Below are 22,451 nucleotides of genomic sequence, written 5' to 3' on the forward strand. Positions count from 1 at the left end.
GGGGACCGCTACCTTACGTGGGTCTTATCTCGCGACATGTTCGCGTCACTCACCATGTTCTAGGGGGACCCCCAAGTGACCACTCCGCCGCCGCAGGGCAATCCGTTCGCGCAGGGCCAGCCTGCGGCTGCACCCCAGGCTCCGTTCCCGCCCCAGGGCGGTTACCCGCAGCAGCCCGGACAGCCCGGCTTCCCGCCCCAGGGCGCCGGTCCGTACGCTCCGGTCCCCCCGCAGCCGTCCGGCCGCAAGCTCAGCTTCAAGACGATCAAGAACATCGTCATCGTCATCGCTGTGGCGAGTGTGGCCATCGGCGGCTACATAGCCAGCCGGGACGACGCCAACACGGCCGCTGTCGGCGACTGCATGCACCGCGGCAGCACCAGCGACAACAACCCGGACCTCGAAGTCGTCGCGTGCGAGGATGCCAAGGCCCAGTTCAAGGTGCTGGCCAAGATCGAGGGCTCGTACCTCACGCAGACGCTGGCCTCCAGCAAGTGCGAAGCCGAAGCCAAGGACTTCCAGTACACGTACACCGAGAGCGGTGACGGCAAGGACTTCCTTCTCTGCCTGAAGGACTACAAGAAGTAGGCAGACACGAGGAGGGGCGGTGTTTCACGTGAAACACCGCCCCTCGGTCCGTCTCCAGCGGGCCGCCTGTTTCCACGGGGTCATGTTTCACGTGAAACATGACCCCGTTTCACAGCCTCAGCTCCCCTGCTCGGCCCACCACTCCTTGAGCGCGGCCACCGCAGCGTCCTGCTCCATCGGCCCGTTCTCCAGGCGCAGCTCCAGCATGTGCTGGTAGGCACGGCCGATGACCGGGCCGGGACCGACACCGAGGATCTCCATGATCTGGTTGCCGTCGAGGTCCGGGCGGATCGAGTCCAGCTCCTCTTGCTCCTCCAGCTTGGCGATCCGCTCCTCCAGCCCGTCGTACGCACGCGACAGAGCGGCCGCTTTGCGCTTGTTGCGGGTGGTGCAGTCCGAGCGGGTCAGCTTGTGGAGACGGTCGAGGAGCGGGCCGGCGTCACGGACGTAACGGCGGACCGCCGAGTCCGTCCACTCGCCTGTGCCGTAGCCGTGGAAACGCAGGTGGAGTTCGACCAGACGAGAGACGTCCTTCACCAGCTCGTTGGAGTACTTCAGAGCCGTCATGCGCTTCTTGGTCATCTTGGCCCCGACCACTTCGTGGTGGTGGAACGAGACCCGGCCGTCCTTCTCGAACCGGCGCGTGCGTGGCTTGCCGATGTCGTGCAGAAGAGCGGCCAGGCGGAGGGTGAGGTCGGGGCCGTCCTCCTCCAGCGCCATCGCCTGCTCCAGGACGATCAGCGAGTGGTCGTAGACGTCCTTGTGGCGGTGGTGCTCGTCACGCTCCAGGCGCAGGGCCGGCAACTCGGGCACAACTCGTTCGGCGAGGCCCGTCTCGACGAGCAGCGTCAGCCCCTTGCGCGGCTGCTGGGAGAGGATCAGCTTGTTCAGCTCGTCCCGCACCCGCTCGGCCGAGACGATCTCGATGCGCTCGGCCATCTCCGTCATCGCCGTGACGACCTCGGGGGCGACCTCGAAATCGAGCTGAGCCGCGAAGCGCGCGGCCCTCATCATCCGCAGCGGGTCGTCGGAGAACGACTCCTCCGGGGTGCCGGGCGTGCGCAGCACACGGGCTGCGAGATCCTCCAGCCCGCCGTGCGGGTCGACGAACTCCTTCTCCGGCAGCGCCACGGCCATGGCGTTCACCGTGAAGTCACGGCGGACGAGATCCTGCTCGATGGAGTCGCCGTACGACACCTCGGGCTTGCGCGAAGTGCGGTCGTAGGCCTCCGAGCGGTAGGTGGTCACCTCGATCTGGTAACCGCCCTTGTGGGCACCCACCGTGCCGAACGCGATCCCCACCTCCCAGACGGAGTCCGCCCACGGACGCACGATCTTGAGGACGTCCTCGGGACGGGCGTCCGTCGTGAAGTCCAGGTCATTGCCGAGCCGCCCCAGCAGCGCGTCCCGTACCGAGCCGCCGACGAGGGCGAGTGAGAACCCGGCCTCCTCAAAGCGGCGGGCGAGGTCGTCGGCGACAGGAGCGACCCGCAGCAGTTCACTCACGGCACGGTGCTGCACCTGGCTCAGGGCACTGGACGTTTCTTCGTTGGCGTTCGGCACAACAGAAGAGGGTACGTGGCCCAGGCCGACGCGGGCTCCTCCTATTCCGCATGCACAAGCATGGGGACACGTCCGTTATAGGCTCACAAGCCAAGCTCCAGGGCCGTAACGAACCTCTCTTCCTCATAGCGCCGCATACCGGACAGCACGGGTGGCCGCCCGCGATCTTGTGGAGCGGACCGCGGCACTTCCCCTCAGCGCGCATCGTTACCATGCGTGGACGCACATTCCGACGACCACTGACGACGACGAGGGACGGACGAGCGCGTGGCCGAGGCGGCAGACTTCCAGGGGACCGGTGCCTCACCTGCCCGCCGCTGGCTGCGGCGCACCGGAGCTCTGCTCGCCGGCGCGCCCCTGCTGGCCGGACTCCTCCAGTTGCCCGCCGCGACGCCGGCGGACGCGGCCGGACAGGAGGCTGCGCAGGTTGCCTCCAGCGCGGGTTCCGTATCGGTCGCGGTCGACTCGCTCAGCCCCAGCGCCCCCTCCGAGGGGGACACGGTCACCGTGTCGGGCACGGTGACCAACAACGGCAAGCAGCCGGTCACCGGCGCCCACGTCGACCTGCAAGTAGGCCCCCCACTCGAGACCCGCTCGGCGATCGACACCCTCGCCAAGAAGAGCGACGACCTCCAGGGACCCTCGGGCGAGAAGGTCGGCGGCAAGTACACCGAGAAGTTCCCCGCGCTCATCCCCGGTGTCGCGGAACCCTTCAGCATCTCGGTGCCGGCCGACAAGCTCGACCTCGGAGACGACGGCGTCTACCAGCTGGCCGTCGCGCTCTCCGGTAAGACCTCGGCGCAGCCCTGGGACCAGGTTCTCGGCATCCAGCGCACGTTCCTGCCGTGGCAGCCGGAGGATGCGGGCACGAAGACCAAGACCACCTTCCTGTGGCCGTTGATCTCCAGCGCTCACATGGCAGCCGAGACCGGGTCGAACGAGCAGCAGACGCCGGTGTTCCGCGACGACGAGCTCGCCGAGGAGATCGCCCCGGGCGGCCGCCTCGACCAGATGGTGTCGCTGGGCAAGGGCCTCGACGTCACGTGGGTGGTCGACCCGGACCTGCTCGCCTCCGTCGACGCGATGACGGGGAGCTACGAGGTCCGCGACGGGGACGGCGGCACCACACCCGGCAAGAACCAGGAGATCGCCAAGAACTGGCTGGCCGAGCTCCAGCAGGCGGTCACCGGCGAAGAGGTGGCCGCCCTGCCCTTCGGCGACCCCGACCTGGCCTCCCTCGCCCACAACGGCACGAACGTCACCGGCTCGCTGAACCACCTCAAGGAAGCCACCGACGCCGCCGACGAGACGGTGGACACGATCCTCCACGTGAAACCGTCCACGGACTTCGTCTGGCCGGTGGACGGCGCGGTCGACCCGTCGATCGTGAAGGTCGCCACATCCGCTGGCGCCGACAAAGTGATCACCCGCAGCGACAGCCTCCAGGACAACCTCTCGTACACGCCCTCCGCGGCCCGGCCCATCGGTGGCGGCACGACGGCGGTCGTCGCGGACTCCAGGATGTCCACGGCATTCCAGGGCAACCTCACCAAGGCCTCCGCCTCCACGCTCGCCGTGCAGCGCTTCCTGGCCCAGAGCCTCACGCTCGGCCTGCAGACCGGCAAGCAGCGCAGCATCGTCGTCGCCCCGCAGCGCATGCCGTCCGTGAGCCAGGCACAGGCCATGGCCGAGGCGCTGGCGGCCCTCCAGGGCGGGAACTGGTCCGATTCGCAGGACCTCACGGCCGCCGCCAAGGCCAAGCCGGACCCCGCTGCCAACACGAAGGTGCCGCCGGCCTCCGCATACCCCTCCTCGCTGCGCAAGCAGGAGCTGCCCCGGGCTGCCTTCGAGCAGATCGCCAGGACCCAGCGCAAGCTCGACAAGTTCAAGGTGATTCTCACCCGCCAGTCCCGGGTGGTGACCCCCTTCGGGCGGGCCATGAACCGTGAGATGTCCACGTCGTGGCGTGGCCGGGGTGTCGCGGCGGTCGGATACCGCGATGGCATCGAGTCCTACCTCAACGGGCTCATCGACGGGGTCAAGCTGATCCAGAAGTCGGAGACCAAGCTCTCCGGCCGCAGCGCCACGATCCCCGTGACCGTCCAGAACAACCTCGTCCAGGGCGTCGAGCACCTGCAACTGCGGCTCACCTCGCAGAACCCCACGCGACTCAAGATCGGCGGAGACGCCTACGAGGAGCAGCGCGTCACGGTCAACGGCGGCCACGCCCAGTCGGTGAAGTTCACCACGTCGGCCAACGCCAACGGCCAGGCGAAGGTCGTCGCCCAGTTGTACACGGAGGACGGCCAGAGGTACGGCGACCCGGTCACCTTCGACGTGAGGGTCACCGAGGTCACACCCACGGTGATGCTGGTCATCGGCGGTGGCGTCCTGCTCCTGGTCCTCGCGGGCTTCCGGATGTACACCCAGCGCAAGCGCGCAGTCGCCCGCGAGGCCGCCGAGGACGACGCGGCCGAGGCGGACGACGAGACCGACGGCCCGCAGAGCCAGGCCGACGCCCCGCAGAACCCGGAGGCCTCCGGCGCACGTCTTGAGCAGGAGACGGCGGCCGGATCCAAGGCGGACGGCCCGGAGCAGCCGAGTGACCCGGCCCCGGACACCGCAGCGGAAAGCGCCGACCCGTCCGGCACGGGTGAGAGAGTGGACCGTTGAGAAGTCGTGGCCGGTGGGCCCGGGACGATGAGGTGGGGTAACCATGAACGCGCCGTACGACGGTGACCGCGGCCGTGCCGCGGGCAACCCGGGCTACCCCGAAGCGGGCGGGCCCGAGGGTTCACCGCCCGAGCACGGCCAGGTGCCGCCGCAGCCGCCCGCGGACATCTATCTCCAGGACGCCTACGGCCAGGACCCCTACCGGGCCCAGGACCTCTCCGCTCAGGACCCCGTCGGCGAGGCACTGTACGACCGCGCCGCGCACCCACCGCCCGCTCCCGGCACATACGGGCCGCAGCAGCAGATGTACGGCCAGCCGCCGCAGTCGCCGTACGCGCCCGACCCGCAGGTGTGGGCGCAGACCCCCGCGCCGGAGCCGGAGGGCCCCACGCGGCACCTGCCGTACGGCGACGACCCCCGCACCACCCAGTTCGTGGGCGTGGACGACCTCGTATCCCAGGCGGGCGAGCCGCGCCAGGAGCCGGACGCGTTCGCGCATCTCTTCCGCGACCAGCAGCAGAGCAGCGGCCACCCGTCGTACGAGACACCTTCGGTGCCCGGACCGTCCCCGGCTCCCGGACCGATGGCACAGGGCCCGTACGCACCGCAGGACCAGTACGCGGCGCCCGGCCAGACGGCGGCGGCACCGTCTGTCGTGGAGGAGGCGCCGGCCCCCGAGCCCGCCGCATCGGCCGCCCCGAAGAAGGGCGGCCGCGCCGCAGGCCTGATGAGGTCCAGCGCCGTGATGGCGGCGGGCACGATGGTCTCCCGCCTCACCGGCTTCATCCGCTCGGCGCTGATCGTCTCCGCTCTGGGCGTGGGCCTCCTCGGTGACACCTTCCAGGTCGCCTACCAGCTGCCGACGATGATCTACATCCTCACCGTCGGCGGTGGTCTCAACTCTGTCTTCGTGCCGCAGCTCGTGCGTGCCATGAAGGAGGACGACGACGGCGGCGAGGCCTACGCCAACCGCCTGCTCACCCTGGTCATCGTCACGCTCGGCGCACTCACCGCCCTCACTGTCCTCGGCGCGCCGCTCCTGATCCGCGTGCTGTCCGACCCGGTGGCCAGCGACCCGGCCGCCAACCAGGTCGCCGTCACCTTCGCCCAGTACTTCCTGCCCACGATCTTCTTCATGGGCATCCACGTGGTGATGGGCCAGATCCTCAACGCCCGCGGCAAGTTCGGCGCGATGATGTGGACCCCGGTCCTGAACAACATCGTCATCATCGTGACGCTGGGCATGTTCATCTACGTCTACGGCACCGCGGCCACCTCCGGGATGAAGGCCGCGACCATCCCGCCGGAGGGCCAGCGCCTGCTGGGCATCGGCGTCCTGCTCGGCCTCGTGGTCCAGGCGCTGGCGATGATCCCCTACCTGCGCGAGACCGGTTTCCGGCTGCGGCTGCGCTTCGACTGGAAGGGCCAGGGCCTTGGCAAGGCCATCACACTGGCCAAGTGGACGGTCCTGTTCGTCCTCGCCAACCAGGCGGGCGCCATGATCGTCATCCAGCTGTCCACCGCCGCGGGCAAGGCCTCCCCGGTCGACGGCACCGGCTTCGCCGCCTACGCCAACGCCCAGCTGATCTGGGGTCTTCCGCAGGCCATCATCACGGTCTCCCTCATGGCCGCCCTGCTGCCGCGCCTGTCACGCTCGGCGGCCGAGGGCGACGGGGGCGCCGTCCGTGACGACATCTCCCAGGGCCTGCGCACCACGGCGGTAGCGATCGTGCCGATCGCGTTCGGGTTCCTCTCCCTCGGCATCCCGATGTGCACGCTGATGTTCGGCTCGTCCGGCACCAGCGAGGCCACCAACATGGGCTTCATGCTGATGGCGTTCGGGCTCGGCCTGATCCCGTACTCCGTGCAGTACGTGGTCCTGCGTGCCTTCTACGCCTACGAGGACACCCGAACTCCCTTCTACAACACGGTCATCGTGGCCGCTGTCAACGCGGGCGCCTCGGCGATCTGCTACTTCGTCATCCCGTCCCGCTGGGCCGTGGTCGGCATGGCCGCTTCGTACGGCCTTGCCTACGCGATCGGCGTCGGCGTCGCCTGGCGCCGGTTGCGCAAGCGCCTCGGCGGGGACCTCGACGGCGCCCGCGTCCTGCGGACTTACGCCCGGCTGTGTATCGCGTCGGTCCCGGCCGCCCTGCTCAGCGGAGCAGCCTGCTACGGCATCGGACATTCGCTCGGCCAAGGCCCCGCGGGCTCGCTCGCCGCGGTCCTGGCAGGCGGCGCCGTGCTGCTCGGGATCTTCTTCGTCGCCGCCCGCCGCATGCGCATCGAGGAACTCAACTCGCTGGTCGGCATGGTCCGCGGACGCCTGGGACGCTGAGTCGGGGGGTAGGCGCACAACCATCGTCAGCCACCGCGTGTCGTGCATAGCGGCGGACTGTGGGCACAATTGGTTTCGGCTTCGGGCGGCGCGCAAGGGATGCCGGCCGGCGCGCAATGGATGGGGAGGCAGGAACGACGGTGGCGGAACGGAGTACGGCTGCCGTCGACGTGGCAGACAACAGCGACGACACGTCGCTGACCGCACAGGCGGACCAGTCCACGGCCGACGGGGTGGCCAAGAACCGGGAGCGGGACACGGACAGCGACGAGGTACAGGAGAGCACCCGGACCGACGGTGCCGGAACGCCCTCGCCGCCTGAACTGCACAGTGGTCACAAACTGGCCAGACGCTACCGCCTCGAGGAGTGCGTCACCCGTCTGGACGGTTTCAGCAGTTGGCGTGCCGTGGACGAGAAGCTCCGCCGGGCCGTCGGCGTGCACATCCTGCCCGCCGACCACTCGCGAGCCCGCTCCGTCCTGGCAGCCGCCCGCTCCTCCGCCCTCCTGGGTGACCCTCGCTTCGTCCAGGTGCTGGACGCGGTGGAGGAGAACGACGTCGTCTACGTCGTCCACGAGTGGCTTCCCGACGCGACGGAGCTGACCACGCTCCTCGCCTCCGGGCCCCTGGAGCCCTACGACGCCTACCAGATGGTCAGTCAGGTCTCCTCCGCCATGGCCGCGGCCCACCGTGAAGGTCTCGCCCATCTGCGGCTGAACCCCAACGCCGTACTGCGTGCCTCGACCGGGCAGTGGCGCATCCGCGGCCTCGCCGTGAACGCCGCGCTGCGCGGCGTCGCGTCCGACACTCCGCAGCGCACCGACACCGAGGCCATCGGCGCCCTGCTGTACGCGGCGCTCACGCAGCGCTGGCCCTACGAGAGCGACGCCTACGGTCTGTCGGGCCTGCCGAAGGACATCGGCCTGATCGCACCCGACCAGGTGCGGGCCGGCGTGCATCGCGGTCTGTCCGAGCTCTCGATGCGCGCGCTCGCCAACGACGGTGCCACCGCCTCCCGGCACGAGTCGCCGTGCACCACGCCGGAGGAGTTGGTGAAAGCGATTGGCGAGATGCCCCGCATCCGCCCGCCGGAGCCGGCGTTCACGGCCCCGCCCGAGTACCAGCGCACGACGTATCAGCAGGGCACCTACGGCCGTCAGGGCCCGCACCCCGGTGTCACCCAGCCGATCACGTCTCCGCCGCCCCCGCTCCAGAGCCGCACGGGCAAGGCCCTGAAGTGGGCCGTCTCCGCACTCCTGATCGCCGCTCTGGGCCTCGGCAGCTGGCAGCTCGCGGACGCGCTGATGGACCAGGGCGGCAAGAACGACGACCCGGGCCAGACGCAGACGAACGACGGGAACGACAAGAGCCCGAAGAAGCCGTCGGGCGGCAAGCCCATCGCCATCAGCGGTGCCCGCGACTTCGATCCTCTCGGGGATCAGTCGGAGAAGCCGTCGGACATAGGGAAGGTCTACGACAACAGCACGGCCACCTATTGGCAGACGGACTTCTACCTGAGCGCGGACTTCGGCCGGCTGAAGTCGGGCGTCGGCATCATCCTCGACCTCGGTAAGACCCAGCAGGTAGGGAAGGTTACCGTCACCTTCGTGGGGGACACCTCCGTCGAGCTTCGGAGCGCGAGCCCTGACGCGGGCTCGGAGCCGACGTCCCTCGACGCCTACTCCAAGGTCGCCCAAGGTTCGGGAACGACCGTCCAGCTCAAGCCTGACAAGTCGCTCAAGAGCCGGTATCTCCTGGTGTGGCTGACGAAGCTGCCCATACAGGCCGACGACGGCAAGTGGCGCGGCAGGGTGGCGGACATCAAGGTGACCAGCTGACGGCATCTGCCTCGAGGAAGGAGGCCGATGGCAGACGGCACCGGATGTGACGGAGTGAGCGATCAGGATCTGCTCGCCCGCCACGTCGAAGGCGACCCCGATGCCTTCGGTGAGATCGTGCGCCGGCATCGCGACCGGCTCTGGGCCGTCGCCCTGCGGACGCTCGGCGACCGCGAGGAGGCCGCTGACGCCGTGCAGGACGCCCTCGTGTCCGCCTATCGGGCCGCCCACACCTTCCGGGGCCAGTCGGCCGTCACGACGTGGCTGCACAGGATCACGGTGAACGCCTGCCTGGACCGTGCCCGCAAAGCGGCGTCCCGGAAGACCTCCCCCGTGGACAACACCGAGCGCCTGGAGCAGCTGCTGGAGCCGCACGAGTCGGCCTCGGCCCCCGCCGAGCGCAACGATCTTCACCGGCAGCTCATCGAAGCCCTGGGAACCCTTCCGACGGACCAGCGTGCCGCGCTCGTCCTGGTGGACATGCAGGGCTACCCGGTCGCGGAGGCGGCCCGCATTCTCGATGTGCCCACCGGCACGGTGAAAAGCAGATGCGCCCGCGGACGGGCCAGACTCCTGCCGCTGCTCACCCACCTGCGGACGGACAGTGGCGGCGAGGGCAAGAACCCGGGCGGAGAACGGAACCGGACGCAGGGGACAGCCGTCCCACCCGCAGCGGGGCCGCAGGCGGCGCCCCCGGACACAGGACCGACCGACTCAGCTGCTGTGAAGGGCGGAGGTGGACGAGCGTGACGTCGACGACAGACATGGCCGGGCACCCGGACGTCGCGGAGATCTCCGACCTCGCCGAGGGACTCCTCCCGCCGGCCCGGACCACCGAGCTGCGCCGCCACCTGGACGAGTGCGAGCTCTGCGCGGATGTGTATGCCTCCCTGGAGGAGATCCGCGGGATGCTCGGCACGCTGCCGGGACCGCCGCGAATGCCCGCCGATGTCGTGGGCCGCATCGATGCCGCTCTCGCCGCCGAGGCCCTGCTGAACGCCGGCGGTCCGGAATCCGAGGAGAGTCCGGAGCCGGAGAATGCTCCCGTTCCCGGCGCCGCCGGTGCCTCGTCCGGGGACGATAGCGGGGCGCATGTTTCACGTGAAACATCGACACCTACTGACCGGCCTGCCGACCGACCCGCCGGCCGCCCCCGCTCCTCCACCACCGGCCCTGGCCGCAAGAACCGCACCCGCATCGGGCGCCGCAGGGTCGCCGTCCTGGGGACCGCCTTCACGGTGGCCGCCCTGGGGCTGGGTTCCGTCCTGCTGTCATCCCTCGGTGACAACAAGCCCCCTCATGAGTCGGCAGGCGGACGGCAGACCACCGCCTCGGACACCTTCTCCGAGGGAAAGCTCCAGAAGCAGGTCACCGACCTCCTGGCCCATGACAAGACCAAGGGCGGCAGCTCCCGCACCCCCTACGGCGCGGCGACGGCCCCCGGCACCAATCAGCCCAAGTTCTCCAGGGAACCCGTGGTGCCCGGCTGCGTTCGCGACGGCATCGGGCGCGACGATCCGGCACTGGCCACAGAGAACGGCGTCTACCAAGGGAAGAAGGCCATGCTCGTACTGCTTCCCGATGCTTCCGACGCCACCCGGGTCACCGCCTACATCGTCGACGCGACGTGTGTGGAGCAGGCGGCGTCCACTGCCACCGGCGAAGTCCTCTTGAAGCGCACCTACCCCTCCGTCTGAGCGAGCGCTCGTCTTTCGCCCTCCGGGGTCACCGCTTGGTGCCGTATCTCCGTGTGCCCGGACACAGTGGGAATGCGCGCCCCTTAGGATCCGTTGGGTGGGGTGAGAGGTCTGAAGACGCTCCCACCGGTCGAACGACGCAGTCCAGAGACGAGGAATCAAGCCGTGAGCGACGTCCGTAACGTGATCATCATCGGCTCCGGGCCCGCCGGCTACACGGCGGCGCTCTACACCGCGCGCGCGTCGCTGAAGCCGCTGGTGTTCGAGGGAGCCGTCACCGCCGGTGGCGCGCTCATGAACACCACGGACGTCGAGAACTTCCCGGGCTTCCGGGACGGCATCATGGGCCCTGATCTCATGGACAACATGCGCGCCCAGGCGGAGCGCTTCGGAGCCGAACTCGTCCCGGACGACATCGTGGCCGTGGACCTGAGCGGTGAGATCAAGACCGTCACGGACACGGCCGGCACCGTCCACCAGGCCAAGGCTGTCATCGTCACCACCGGCTCGCAGCACCGAAAGCTGGGACTGCCGAACGAGGACGCGCTCTCCGGCCGTGGCGTGTCCTGGTGCGCCACCTGTGACGGGTTCTTCTTCAAGGACCAGGACATCGCCGTGATCGGTGGTGGCGACACCGCGATGGAGGAGGCCACCTTCCTCTCTCGGTTCGCCAAGTCCGTGACCGTCGTCCACCGCCGCGACACCCTGCGCGCCTCCAAGGCCATGCAGGAGCGCGCCTTTGCCGACCCGAAGATCAACTTCGTGTGGGACAGCGAGGTCGCCGAGATCCAGGGCGACCCGAAGCTCTCGGGCCTGAAGCTGCGCAACCTCAAGACCGGTGAGATCTCGGACCTGCCGGTGACCGGGCTGTTCATCGCCATCGGCCACGACCCGCGCACCGAGCTCTTCAAGGGACAGCTCGACCTGGACGAAGAGGGCTACCTGAAGGTGGAAGCGCCGTCGACGCGCACGAACCTGACCGGCGTCTTCGCCGCCGGCGACGTGGTCGACCACACCTACCGTCAGGCGATCACCGCGGCCGGGACCGGCTGCTCCGCAGCTCTCGACGCCGAGCGCTACCTCGCCGCCCTGGCGGACGAGGAGCAGCCCGAGCCCGAGAAGACCTCTGTCTGACCTCTCCCTACCCGCCCCACGCACCAACCAGTTAAGGAGCCCTCCGTGGCCGGCACCCTGAAGAACGTGACCGACGACTCCTTCGAGCAGGACGTCCTGAAGAGCGACAAGCCTGTTCTGGTGGACTTCTGGGCCGCCTGGTGCGGCCCTTGCCGCCAGATCGCGCCGTCCCTCGAGGCCATCGCCTCCGAGTACGGCGACAAGATCGAGATCGTCAAGCTGAACATCGACGAGAACCCGGGTACGGCCGCCAAGTACGGCGTCATGTCCATCCCGACCCTGAACGTCTACCAGGGTGGCGAGGTCGCCAAGACCATCGTGGGCGCGAAGCCGAAGGCCGCGATCGTTCGCGACCTTGAGGAGTTCATCGCCGAGTGAATCGGCAGCACCGTCGCACCCACGGTGCATGTTTCACGTGAAACACGAATGGGCCAACCCTGCCGGGTTGGCCCATTCGTTTGGTTGCTCTACAGGGGCCGGAGGGCCGGCTCCTTCTGCACGGCACCCAGCAGCCGGTCCAGCGCCATCTCGACGTCTTCCTTCCAGGAGAGCGTCGACCTCAGTTCCAGCCTCAGCCGGGGATGGGCGGGGTGCTGGCGGACCGTCTTGAAGCCGACCGCCAGAAGATGATCGGCGGGAAGCACACAAGCAGGTTCCTTCCAGCGGGCATCACCGAAGGCCTCGATCGCCTTGAACCCGCGCCGCAGCAGATCCTTGGCGACCGTCTGCACCATCACCCGGCCCAGTCCCTGACCTTGGTAACCCGGCACGATGAACGCGGTGATCAGCTGCACCGCATCAGGCGAGACGGGGCTCGTGGGAAACGCTGTAGAGCGGGGGACATAGGCAGGCGGGGCGTAGAGCACGAAGCCCACCGGCACGTCGTCGACATACACGACCCGCCCGCAGGACCCCCAGTCCAACAGAACCGCCGAGATCCAGGCTTCCTTCTCCGAAGCCGCCGTGCCTGCCTTTACCGCGGCCTCACCGCTGACTGGGTCGAGTTCCCAGAAGACGCACGAGCGACAACGCTTGGGCAGGTCTTGAAGGTTGTCCAGCGTGAGCGGTACGAGCCGGCGGCCCATGAAGGCTGATCCTCGCTTCCTTCGCCCGCCGCCGCATCGCGGGCGGCTGTCAGAGCGCTCCGTTCCCTGAGGAGACTGCCGATGAACCCACCGACCGCTCCCAGCCCCAAACCGGTGCTCACCAGTCCGGTGCGGCTCATGGTTCGCATGGCCCCTGCCTCCCTCTCAGAGGTGCTGCCAAGTGGCTGCGCCGTACCCGAACGCATCGTATCCACGATGCGATTCCATCGATACCGCCAGAAAGGAAAGAGCGGGCCACGTTCCGGCACACACCGGACACGGCCCGCTCTGCCTCCTGCACAGCAGGTACTCCTTGCCGGAGGCTCAGGACTCGCTCTCCGCGGAGTCACCCTCCAGAAGACTCTTCTGAAGGACCGGCCCCTCGCCAGGAGCGAGCGAGCCGAGGATCCGCTCAAGATCCTCCATCGAGGCGAACTCGACGGTGATCTTGCCCTTCTTCTGCCCCAGGTCGACCTTCACGCGGGTCTCGAAGCGGTCGGACAACCGCGTGGCGAGATCGGACAGTGCAGGAGAGACCCGGGCGCCGGCACGCGGACCCTTGGGCTTCTGAGCCTTCTGTGGCCGCGATCCCATCAGGGTCACGATCTCTTCGACGGCTCGCACCGACAGGCCCTCGGCCACGATGCGGTGGGCCAGCCGGTCCTGCTCCTCCGAGTCCTCGACGGAGATCAGTGCTCGGGCGTGGCCCGCGGAGAGCACCCCGGCGGCGACCCGGCGCTGCACGGCCGGCGAGAGCTTCAGCAGACGCAGGGTGTTGGAGACCTGCGGCCGGGACCGGCCGATGCGGTCCGCCAGCTGGTCGTGCGTACAACTGAAGTCCCTCAGCAGCTGGTCATAGGCCGCTGCCTCTTCCAGGGGGTTCAGCTGGGCGCGGTGCAGGTTCTCCAGCAGAGCGTCCAGAAGGAGCTTCTCGTCCTCCGTGGCCCGCACGATCGCCGGGATCGCCTCCAGCCCCGCCTCACGGCAGGCGCGCCACCGACGCTCACCCATGATGAGCTCGTAGCGGGCAGGACCCACTTGCCGTACAACGACCGGCTGGAGGAGCCCCACTTCCTTGATGGAGGTGATGAGCTCGTGCAGCGCGTCCTCGTCGAAGACCTCACGCGGCTGGCGCGGGTTCGGCGTGATGGAGTCGAGCGGGATCTCGGCGAAGTGCGCACCGATGGGCGCCGGAGGCGTGGCGGGAGCAACCGGCTGCACCGGCTCCTCTGTTTCACGTGAAACCGTCGGCAGAGTCGCCACCTTCGCCGCGGCCACCCCACGATCGTTCGGCAGGACCGGCACTGCCGCAGGGGATGAGGAAGCAGCGTTCCCCGCCGCAGCCTGAGCCACCGACTTCTCCGTCGGCGCAGCAGGGATCAGTGCGCCGAGACCACGGCCCAGCCCCCTTCGTCGCTCGCTCACTGAATGCCCTCCACCATGCTCGGGTCGTTCTGCTGTACGCCGATATGGGCGTGCGTCGCGTCATAGCTGATGCCGACACCCTTCAGCGCGATCTCTCGTGCCGCCTCAAGGTAGGAGAGGGCACCACTCGATCCAGGATCGTAGGTCAGTACCGTCTGCCCGTAACTCGGCGCCTCCGAGATACGGACAGAGCGGGGGATGCTCGTCCGCAGCACCTCGTCACCGAAGTGGGTGCGCACCTCTTCCGCGACCTGGGACGCGAGCCGCGTCCGGCCGTCGTACATGGTGAGCAGGATGGTCGACACATGCAGGGCGGGGTTGAGGTGCCCCCGCACCAAGTCGACGTTGCGTAGAAGCTGCCCGAGGCCTTCCAGCGCGTAGTACTCGCACTGAATGGGGATCAGAACTTCCTGGCCGGCCACCAGCGCATTGACCGTCAGAAGACCGAGGGAGGGCGGGCAGTCGATGAGGATGTAATCCAACGGCTGCTCGTATGCCTGGATCGCCCGCTGAAGCCTGCTCTCCCGTGCCACCAGGGACACCAGCTCGATCTCCGCACCGGCGAGATCGATCGTAGCGGGAGCACAGAAGAGGCCCTCGACGTCGGGGACCGGCTGGACCACCTCGGAGAGCGGCCTGCTGTCGACCAACACGTCATAGATGGAAGGGACTTCGGCGTGGTGGTCGATACCCAGCGCCGTGGACGCATTGCCCTGCGGGTCGAGGTCGACCACCAGGACCCGACCACCGTGCAGCGCCAGGGAAGCGGCAAGGTTGACGGTCGTCGTCGTCTTGCCCACGCCACCCTTCTGGTTGGCGACCACCATGATTCGGGTCTGCTCGGGCCGTGGCAGACCCTCGCCGGCACGACCCAGAGCCTCCACCGCCAGTTGGGCAGCACGACCGATGGGAGTGTCGTCCATCGGAGGCGGTGTTTCACGTGAAACATCCGCCCCCATCGACTCGGTACGGGGACCGGGGACCGGATCGGTCATCGGTCCCGCGATGTTGGCGTCGGACCGCAAGGATTCACTCTCCTCGACTTCAGGCTCGCAATGAACAGAGCCTCCCATGTCTTCGGGGTCGTGAACCAGTGAGGCCTGTCGTTCTGTGGAGAAATCCACCTCTGTGGACACCTCAGGTCCCTCATCGAGTGAACCTAGAGGCTTGCGGTCGCGGGGTTCGGCCGCGGCGCGGCCACGACTGATGATGCCGTGCAGCAGTGAGCGACGTTTCACGTGAAACACGATGCACAGCAGCCGAGGCCGGACCCTCGCGACACTCCGGCTTGCATGGGTTTGGCAGCTTGTGTGGAGTACGTCTCGTCGTCAGGACGGATCAGCACCCGTCAGGTGACCCCTCGCCTCGGATCAGTGACGGCAGCCGGATAGCGCCCGAGAGACGGACCGCCTCAACGCCGTCGGCGCGTCCGCCCTGTGCGAGCCGCCTTGGCACGCTTCGCGGCGAAGCGCACACCGCCGGGGCTCTCCCCGACCTCGACCCGCACGACGGTGGACATGGGATCCACCACGCCCTCACCCACATGCAGGATGGAGGTCTCCACCGCGCCCAGCTTGCTGAGCGCGGTCGACGCGCTCTTCAGCTCCTCTTCCGCGGTGTCACCCTTGAGCGCGAGCATCTCCCCGTACGGCCTCAGCAGCGGGATACCCCAGGTGGCGAGCCGGTCGAGCGGCGCCACGGCCCGGGCCGTCACCACGTGGACCGGTTGAATCTTCCCCATGACCTCTTCGGCCCGGCCGCGCATGACGGTCACATGGTCAAGGCCGAGCAGCTCCACGACTTCAGTGAGGAAGTTGGTGCGCCGCAACAGCGGCTCCAGGAGCGTGATCTTCAGGTCGGTGCGGACCAGCGCCAGCGGAATGCCGGGAAGACCGGCCCCGGAGCCGACATCGCACACCGTGACTCCGTCGGGCACGACCTCCGAGAGCACCGCGCAGTTCAGCAGGTGCCGCTCCCACAGGCGGGGCACCTCCCGCGGGCCGATGAGACCACGCTTCACGCCCGCCTCGGCGAGCAGCTCGGCATACCGCACCGCATCCGCGAAGCGATCACCGAACACCTCGCGAGCCTGCTCGGGCGCGGGGGGAAGCTCCGCTGCCTCCGTCACGGGGGACCGTCCTTCCGTACCGCGTCAGCGCACCCGGCGCCGACACCAGAACCACCAGAACTATCAGGCTGACAAAGTTCGGCCCCGCCTGCGCAACAGACGGGGCCGGAGAACGTAGGGGCCGATCAGGCGGGCAGCACGACGACGAAGCGCTGCGGCTCCTCGCCCTCGGACTCGCTGCGCAGACCCGCGGCCTTGACCGCGTCGTGCACGACCTTGCGCTCGAAGGGCGTCATCGGCTTCAGCTTGACGGCCTCACCGCTGCTCTTGGCCTCCGCGGCAGCCTTGGCGCCCAGCTCCGACAGCTCCGAGCGCTTCTGCGCCCGGTAGCCGGCGATGTCCAGCATCAGGCGGCTGCGGTCACCGGTCTCCCGGTGCACGGCCAGACGAGTGAGCTCCTGGAGCGCCTCCAGCACCTCGCCGTCACGGCCGACCAGCTTCTGCAGATCACGGCCGCCCGCGTCGCTGATGATCGAGACGGAGGCACGGTCGGCCTCGACGTCCATGTCGATATCACCGTCGAGGTCGGCGATGTCGAGCAGACCCTCCAGGTAGTCCGCCGCGATCTCGCCTTCCTGCTCCAGGCGAGTCAGGGTGTCTGCACCCTCGGCAGCGGCGGAGGTGGTGCCTTCCGTCACGGGATGGACTCCTTCTTACTTCTTGGACGGGGACTTGGGCCGCTGGGGACCCTTGCGCTGTCCGGACTGGGCCTTGCTGCGGGTACCACCGGCGGGCTTCGCGCCGCCCTTCTTGGCAGCGCCGGCGGGCTTGGCGTCCTCGGGCTCGTCGGACTTCGTCAGCGACGTCTTCGGCTCGTTCTCACCCGCCGCCTTGGCACCGGCGGCGCCGTGCTGACGCTGCGACTTGCTCTGCCGCTTCGGCTGCTGACGCTTCGGGGCACCGGTGGCGGTGGTCGGCGTACCGTCCTCGGCCTCAACCGCGGCCGCCGTGTCGCTCTTGATCACGGTGCCGTCGGCCTGGGCGGCGAGGTTGGCCTTGCTCAGGCCGTTGATGAACTTGCGCTCGAACTCGTTGCGGTCGCGGCCCTTGGCGACGATGGCCTTGACGATGGCCCGGTCGCGGCGCTTGCCGACCTTGTTGTGCTGCGTGACGTGCTTGGTCAGGCGCTCCAGGTACTCGGCCTGGGCCTTGGAACCCGGGGTCGGGTTGTTGCGGATGACGTACATCTGCTGACCCATGGTCCACACGTTGGTGGTCAGCCAGTAGACGAGGACACCGACGGGGAAGTTGATGCCGAAGACGGCGAACATGACGGGGAAGACGTACATCAGCATCTTCTGCTGCTGCATGAACGGCGTCTTCACCGTGGTGTCGACGTTCTTCGTCATCAGCTGGCGCTGGGTGAAGAACTGCGACGCCGACATCAGGACGATCATGACGGCGGTGACCACACGCACATCGGTGAGCGAGGCACCGAGCGCTTCCACCTTCGACGAGCTGTCGGTGAACTTCACCGCCAGGGGCGCACCGACGATGTGTGCCTTCTGCGCGCTCTGCAGCAGGTTCTCGTTGATCACACCGATGGTGTCGTTCGAGGCGATGCTGTTGAGCACGTGGTACAGGGCGAAGAAGAACGGGGACTGCGCCAGGATGGGAAGGCACGAGGAGAGCGGGTTGGTACCCGTCTCCTTGTACAGCTTCATCATCTCTTCGGACTGACGCTGCTTGTCGTTCTTGTAGCGCTCCTGGATCTTCTTCATCTCGGGCTGGAGCGTCTGCATCGCCCGCGTGGCCTTGATCTGCTTCACGAAGAGCGGGATCAGGCAGATACGGATCAGGATCACCAGGGACACGATCGACAGGCCCCAGGCCCACCCGGTATCAGGGCCGAAGATGGCGCCGTACACCGTGTGGAACTGGACGATGACCCAGGAGACGGGTGTGGTGATGAAGCTGAAGAGGCTGGCAATCGTGTCCACTAATCATGCTCCTTGGGCATGGGACGGTGTCTCTGCGGCCGGGCTCGAAGGACTCGACGGACTTGTGGGAGAAGTCTGTCCCTCGGTGGCCGGTCCGGCGGCGGAGGGCCCGCCCTTGCGTGCGCGCCACGCGTTACGCAGCATTTCGTGCCACCGCGGACGCTTGCGCGGCGGGACATGATCCACACCGCCCAGCGACCACGGATTGCACCGCAGGATGCGCCATGCCGTGAGTGCCGTTCCCTTGATGGCACCATGCCGGTCGATGGCCGTGAAGCCGTAGTGGGAGCACGACGGGTAGTACTTGCAGACTGGCCCGAGCAGCGGACTGATCGTCCACTGGTAGAGCTTGATCAGAGCCAGCAGCGGGTACTTCATCGCGCGCCCCCTCCCAGCAACCGCTGGAGAGCGGCATCCAGGTCTCGGGCCAGCTGTGCATGGTCGGCGTCGCCCGATCCGGGCAGCGCTCGTACGACTACCAGGCTACCGGGGGGCAGCTGGGCGACTCGCTCGCGCATCAGGTGGCGAAGCCTGCGCTTCACTTTGTTGCGCACGACCGCGCCACCCACCGCTTTGCTCACGACGAAACCCGCACGCGTCGGGGGAGCGCTCTCCCCAGGCGCATGCGGGTCCGTGGCACCGCTTCGAAGGTGGACGACGAGGTGCGGGCGTCCTGCCCGACGGCCTCGCCGTACCGCGGTCGCGAAGTCCTCGCGCCGCCTCAGCCGGTTCTCGGTGGGCAGCACGACGTCATGACCTGATCGGAATCAGGCGGACAGACGGGCGCGACCCTTGCTACGGCGGGACGCGAGAATCGCGCGGCCGGCACGGGTGCGCATACGCAGCCGGAAGCCGTGGGTCTTCGCGCGACGACGGTTGTTCGGCTGGAAGGTGCGCTTGCTCACTCGGGGGCTCCAGAAAGAATCGGTGGTTGCGGGGTGCCGTCCTGGCTGTCACCGTGCGCCCACGAGTAGCTCGCAGTTACGCCCGAGTGCACCGCTGACCGATCACCCAAATGATCTGTGCCCATCGGAGGCAGGCGGCAGCAGCCATCGACAACTCGACCTGGTTACGGTACGCGCGGCTACGCCATCCGGTCAAACCAGGAGTCGTCGGGAGACACTTGTCCACAGGCTGGGGACAACAACTTGAACCCTACCGGCCGCCCTGACTACCGTGACGGAACTCCGATTCGTTCCCTTATCCCTGCCCCACCCGATTTACATCCCGAGCCGTCCCAGAACCACACGTTCGTGGGACCTGTGAGAGAGCGTGCCCTGTGGCTGACGTACCTGCCGATCTTGCCGCAGTGTGGCCACGCGTATTGGAGCAGCTCCTCGGGGAGGGCCGCGGCCAGGGGGTCGAAGGGAAGGACGAGCACTGGATCCGGCGCTGCCAGCCGCTCGCGCTGGTCGCGGACACCGCCCTGCTCGCCGTGCCGAACGAATTCGCCAAGGGCGTCCTGGAGGGCCGGCTGGCGCCGATCGTCAGCGAGACACTGAGCCGCGAGTGCGGCCGCCCGATCCGGATCGCGATCACCGTCGATGACTCCGCGGGCGAGCCCCCCGCCACGCCGGCGCCCTCCCGCCCCCAGCCGCGCTACGAGGAACCCGAGCTCCCGGCCGCTCGCCAGGACCGCGACGGATACGACCGCTCCGACCGCGACGGCTACGACCGTCCCGAGCGTGACGCCTATGACCGCCAGGACCGCCAGGACCGTGACGGATACGACCGGCCGGAACGTGACGGCTACGACCGTCCCGAGCGTGACGCCTATGACCGCCAAGAGCGCCAGGACCGCCAGGACCGTGACGGGTACGAGGGGTACGGCCGCCACCGCGCCGACCAACTGCCCGGGACGGCCGGTGACCAGCTCCCGCCTACGCGCGCAGATCAACTTCCCACCGCCCGTCCCGCATACCCGTCCGAGTACCAGCGCCCCGAGCCGGGCGGCTGGCCCCGGCCGCCGCAGCAGGACGAGTACGGCTGGCAGCAGCAGCGCCTCGGCTTCCCCGAACGTGACCCGTACGCGTCACCCGCACAGGACGCCTACGGTTCCCAGGACTCCTACGGCTCCCAGGACTCCTACGGCTCCGCCACGCAGGACTACCGCCCGCAGCCCATGGAGCGCCCCTCCTACGAGCAGCCGCGCTCCGACTACGACGCGCCACGCCCCGACTACGACCAGCGCGACCCGGTGCGCCGGGAGCTGCCCGAGCCGCCGGCCGGCTCCGGGCACGTGCACCGGGGCGGCCCGGTCGGCCCGAACCTGCCGACGACAGGGGCGCCCGGCCCCCTGGCCGCGCAGCCTGCGCCGGCGACCGGCCCCGGGGAGCCCACCGCGCGGCTGAACCCGAAGTACCTCTTCGACACGTTCGTGATCGGCGCCTCCAACCGCTTCGCCCACGCGGCCGCGGTCGCTGTGGCCGAGGCACCGGCGAAGGCGTACAACCCCTTGTTCATCTACGGGGAGTCCGGGCTCGGCAAGACGCACCTGCTGCACGCGATCGGGCACTACGCGCGCAGCCTCTACCCGGGCACGCGGGTGCGGTACGTGAGCTCGGAGGAGTTCACCAACGAGTTCATCAACTCCATCCGCGACGGCAAGGGCGACAGCTTCCGCAAGCGGTACCGCGAGATGGACATCCTGCTCGTCGACGACATCCAGTTCCTGGCGGACAAGGAGTCGACGCAGGAGGAGTTCTTCCACACCTTCAACACGCTCCACAACGCCAACAAGCAGATCGTGCTCTCCTCCGACCGGCCGCCGAAGCAGCTGGTGACGCTGGAGGACCGGCTGCGGAACCGTTTCGAGTGGGGCCTGATCACGGACGTCCAGCCGCCCGAGCTGGAAACACGGATCGCGATCCTCCGCAAGAAGGCGGTACAGGAGCAGCTGAACGCACCGCCGGAGGTGCTGGAGTTCATCGCGTCCCGGATCTCGCGCAACATCCGCGAACTGGAGGGCGCGCTGATCCGGGTCACGGCGTTCGCGTCGCTCAACCGGCAGCCGGTGGACCTCGGTCTGACGGAGATCGTCCTCAAGGACCTCATCCCCGGCGGCGACGATTCCGCGCCCGAGATCACCTCGACGGCGATCATGGGCGCGACGGCGGACTACTTCGGGCTGACCGTCGAGGACCTGTGCGGCACCTCGCGCGGCCGCGCCCTCGTCACCGCGCGGCAGATCGCCATGTACCTGTGCCGTGAGCTGACGGACCTGTCGCTGCCGAAGATCGGCGCGCTGTTCGGCGGCCGCGACCACACCACGGTGATGCACGCGGACCGCAAGATCCGCAATCTGATGGCCGAGCGCCGCTCCATCTACAACCAGGTCACCGAGCTGACCAACCGCATCAAGAACGGCTGACGGCGACAGCGGTACACCGCTGAGGGCGCCCCTGAGCCTCAGGGGTGCCCTTTTCCATGCACAGAAGCCTGTTCATGAGCTCCTGTTCATGCACAGAAGCGCCTGCTGCCAACAGGCGGGCTCAGCAACGCCTGCCTGCGGACTCCCGAGCCCTCCCCAGCCCCTCCCCGAGCCGCCATCGAGCCCTTCCAAGCCCCTCCGAACTCCACTGGTGCGGATGTCCCGCCTCCATCCCCAGGCACCAGATCGCAACCCGCTGTTCGAATAGCTGCCGGGTTACGGCCTCCCTCCACAGATTCGTGGACTTTCTGCCGTCCACATCCTGGGGACCGGGAAGTTGTCCAGATCGTGTCCACAGCAGCCACTGTTGATAGACCATCAGGCCAGCTCAGCTGCTTGTGGATTCGTGGACGAAGGATCTCCACAGACTGTGGACAACGAGATGATCCACAGGCTGTGCACCGCGTTGTCCACCGGCCACCCACAGGCTGGGCGGAGTTGTCCCCAGCAAACCGTCGCTTCTCCACATGCCTGTCCACTGTTCGGCAACGCGACGCGCCTCCTCACCGGGTCGAGTGAAAGGCGTCACACAAAGCTGCCGGGTTGGGCTGTGGGAAACGTGGGTAAAGCTGGGGACGGCGCTGGGGAGAACTCGCCTCACCCTGTGCACGG

19 protein-coding genes are annotated in these 22,451 nt (G+C 68.3%); 9 read left to right on the forward strand and 10 right to left on the reverse strand.

The features are described 5' to 3' along the window. The first annotated feature begins 75 nt into the window (after positions 1–75). Entirely contained in the window at positions 76–588 is a 513-nt protein-coding gene (locus AB0E85_RS04470) for a hypothetical protein (protein ID WP_361922267.1), read from the forward strand. 117 nt (positions 589–705) lie between these two features. Here AB0E85_RS04470 and AB0E85_RS04475 read toward each other — a convergent pair whose 3' ends face one another. Next, positions 706–2,151, reverse strand: coding sequence for a CCA tRNA nucleotidyltransferase (locus AB0E85_RS04475; RefSeq protein WP_361922268.1), 1,446 nt, complete (start codon positions 2,149–2,151; stop codon positions 706–708). Between the two features lie 267 nt (positions 2,152–2,418). Here AB0E85_RS04475 and AB0E85_RS04480 point away from each other — a divergent pair, with 267 nt between their 5' ends. The 7 genes from AB0E85_RS04480 to trxA all read left to right on the forward strand — a co-directional run bounded on the left by AB0E85_RS04480 (position 2,419) and on the right by trxA (position 12,209). Beyond that, positions 2,419–4,824, forward strand: a complete 2,406-nt coding sequence (locus tag AB0E85_RS04480) for a DUF6049 family protein (RefSeq protein ID WP_361922270.1) — start codon at positions 2,419–2,421, stop codon at positions 4,822–4,824. Between the two features lie 43 nt (positions 4,825–4,867). After that, on the forward strand, positions 4,868–7,162 hold the full coding sequence (murJ, locus tag AB0E85_RS04485; protein ID WP_361922272.1) for a murein biosynthesis integral membrane protein MurJ: 2,295 nt from the start codon (positions 4,868–4,870) through the stop codon (positions 7,160–7,162). Between the two features lie 140 nt (positions 7,163–7,302). Next, on the forward strand, positions 7,303–9,000 hold the full coding sequence (locus AB0E85_RS04490) for a protein kinase family protein (RefSeq protein WP_361922274.1): 1,698 nt from the start codon (positions 7,303–7,305) through the stop codon (positions 8,998–9,000). A 27-nt stretch (positions 9,001–9,027) separates the two neighbouring features. Next, positions 9,028–9,750: an RNA polymerase sigma factor SigM gene (gene sigM / locus AB0E85_RS04495; protein ID WP_361922275.1), complete on the forward strand. Its 723-nt coding sequence runs from the start codon at positions 9,028–9,030 to the stop codon at positions 9,748–9,750. Further along, positions 9,747–10,697, forward strand: a complete 951-nt coding sequence (locus tag AB0E85_RS04500) for a hypothetical protein (RefSeq protein ID WP_361922277.1) — start codon at positions 9,747–9,749, stop codon at positions 10,695–10,697. Before sigM ends, AB0E85_RS04500 begins: the two co-directional genes overlap by 4 nt. Before the next feature lie 165 nt (positions 10,698–10,862). Further along, positions 10,863–11,831: a thioredoxin-disulfide reductase gene (gene trxB, locus AB0E85_RS04505; RefSeq protein ID WP_359632973.1), complete on the forward strand. Its 969-nt coding sequence runs from the start codon at positions 10,863–10,865 to the stop codon at positions 11,829–11,831. A gap of 45 nt (positions 11,832–11,876) precedes the next feature. Beyond that, positions 11,877–12,209, forward strand: a complete 333-nt coding sequence (gene trxA, locus AB0E85_RS04510; RefSeq protein WP_030847066.1) for a thioredoxin — start codon at positions 11,877–11,879, stop codon at positions 12,207–12,209. Between the two features lie 89 nt (positions 12,210–12,298). Here trxA and AB0E85_RS04515 read toward each other — a convergent pair whose 3' ends face one another. The 9 genes from AB0E85_RS04515 to rpmH all read right to left on the reverse strand — a co-directional run bounded on the left by AB0E85_RS04515 (position 12,299) and on the right by rpmH (position 19,314). Further along, positions 12,299–12,916, reverse strand: a complete 618-nt coding sequence (locus AB0E85_RS04515) for a GNAT family N-acetyltransferase (RefSeq protein WP_033309896.1) — start codon at positions 12,914–12,916, stop codon at positions 12,299–12,301. Between the two features lie 324 nt (positions 12,917–13,240). After that, positions 13,241–14,341 carry a ParB/RepB/Spo0J family partition protein gene (locus tag AB0E85_RS04520; RefSeq protein ID WP_361922280.1) on the reverse strand — a complete coding sequence of 367 codons (1,101 nt, stop codon included), beginning with the start codon at positions 14,339–14,341 and terminating at the stop codon, positions 13,241–13,243. Then, positions 14,338–15,414 (reverse strand): ParA family protein, encoded by a 1,077-nt coding sequence (locus AB0E85_RS04525; RefSeq protein ID WP_078899128.1) that lies wholly within the window; start codon positions 15,412–15,414, stop codon positions 14,338–14,340. Before AB0E85_RS04525 ends, AB0E85_RS04520 begins: the two co-directional genes overlap by 4 nt. Before the next feature lie 338 nt (positions 15,415–15,752). After that, positions 15,753–16,469: a 16S rRNA (guanine(527)-N(7))-methyltransferase RsmG gene (rsmG, locus tag AB0E85_RS04530; protein ID WP_033309899.1), complete on the reverse strand. Its 717-nt coding sequence runs from the start codon at positions 16,467–16,469 to the stop codon at positions 15,753–15,755. Positions 16,470–16,594: 125 nt separating this feature from the next. Then, entirely contained in the window at positions 16,595–17,107 is a 513-nt protein-coding gene (locus tag AB0E85_RS04535; RefSeq protein ID WP_033309900.1) for a R3H domain-containing nucleic acid-binding protein, read from the reverse strand. A 15-nt stretch (positions 17,108–17,122) separates the two neighbouring features. Beyond that, positions 17,123–18,409 (reverse strand): membrane protein insertase YidC, encoded by a 1,287-nt coding sequence (yidC, locus tag AB0E85_RS04540; RefSeq protein ID WP_361922283.1) that lies wholly within the window; start codon positions 18,407–18,409, stop codon positions 17,123–17,125. A 3-nt stretch (positions 18,410–18,412) separates the two neighbouring features. Continuing rightward, entirely contained in the window at positions 18,413–18,787 is a 375-nt protein-coding gene (gene yidD, locus AB0E85_RS04545; RefSeq protein ID WP_361922285.1) for a membrane protein insertion efficiency factor YidD, read from the reverse strand. Further along, the gene (gene rnpA, locus AB0E85_RS04550) at positions 18,784–19,155 is read right to left on the reverse strand and encodes a ribonuclease P protein component (protein WP_078625383.1); all 372 of its coding nucleotides are present in this window, start codon (positions 19,153–19,155) and stop codon (positions 18,784–18,786) included. Before rnpA ends, yidD begins: the two co-directional genes overlap by 4 nt. 21 nt (positions 19,156–19,176) lie before the next feature. Beyond that, positions 19,177–19,314 (reverse strand): 50S ribosomal protein L34, encoded by a 138-nt coding sequence (gene rpmH, locus AB0E85_RS04555; protein WP_003956500.1) that lies wholly within the window; start codon positions 19,312–19,314, stop codon positions 19,177–19,179. Positions 19,315–19,688: 374 nt separating this feature from the next. On the opposite strand from rpmH, the gene dnaA reads away from it, so the two are divergent. Beyond that, positions 19,689–21,779 (forward strand): chromosomal replication initiator protein DnaA, encoded by a 2,091-nt coding sequence (gene dnaA, locus AB0E85_RS04560; RefSeq protein WP_361922287.1) that lies wholly within the window; start codon positions 19,689–19,691, stop codon positions 21,777–21,779. The last annotated feature ends 672 nt before the right edge of the window (positions 21,780–22,451 follow it).

The organism is Streptomyces sp. NPDC029044 (genome assembly GCF_040637495.1).
In the GTDB taxonomy this organism is placed as follows: Bacteria; Actinomycetota; Actinomycetes; order Streptomycetales; family Streptomycetaceae; genus Streptomyces.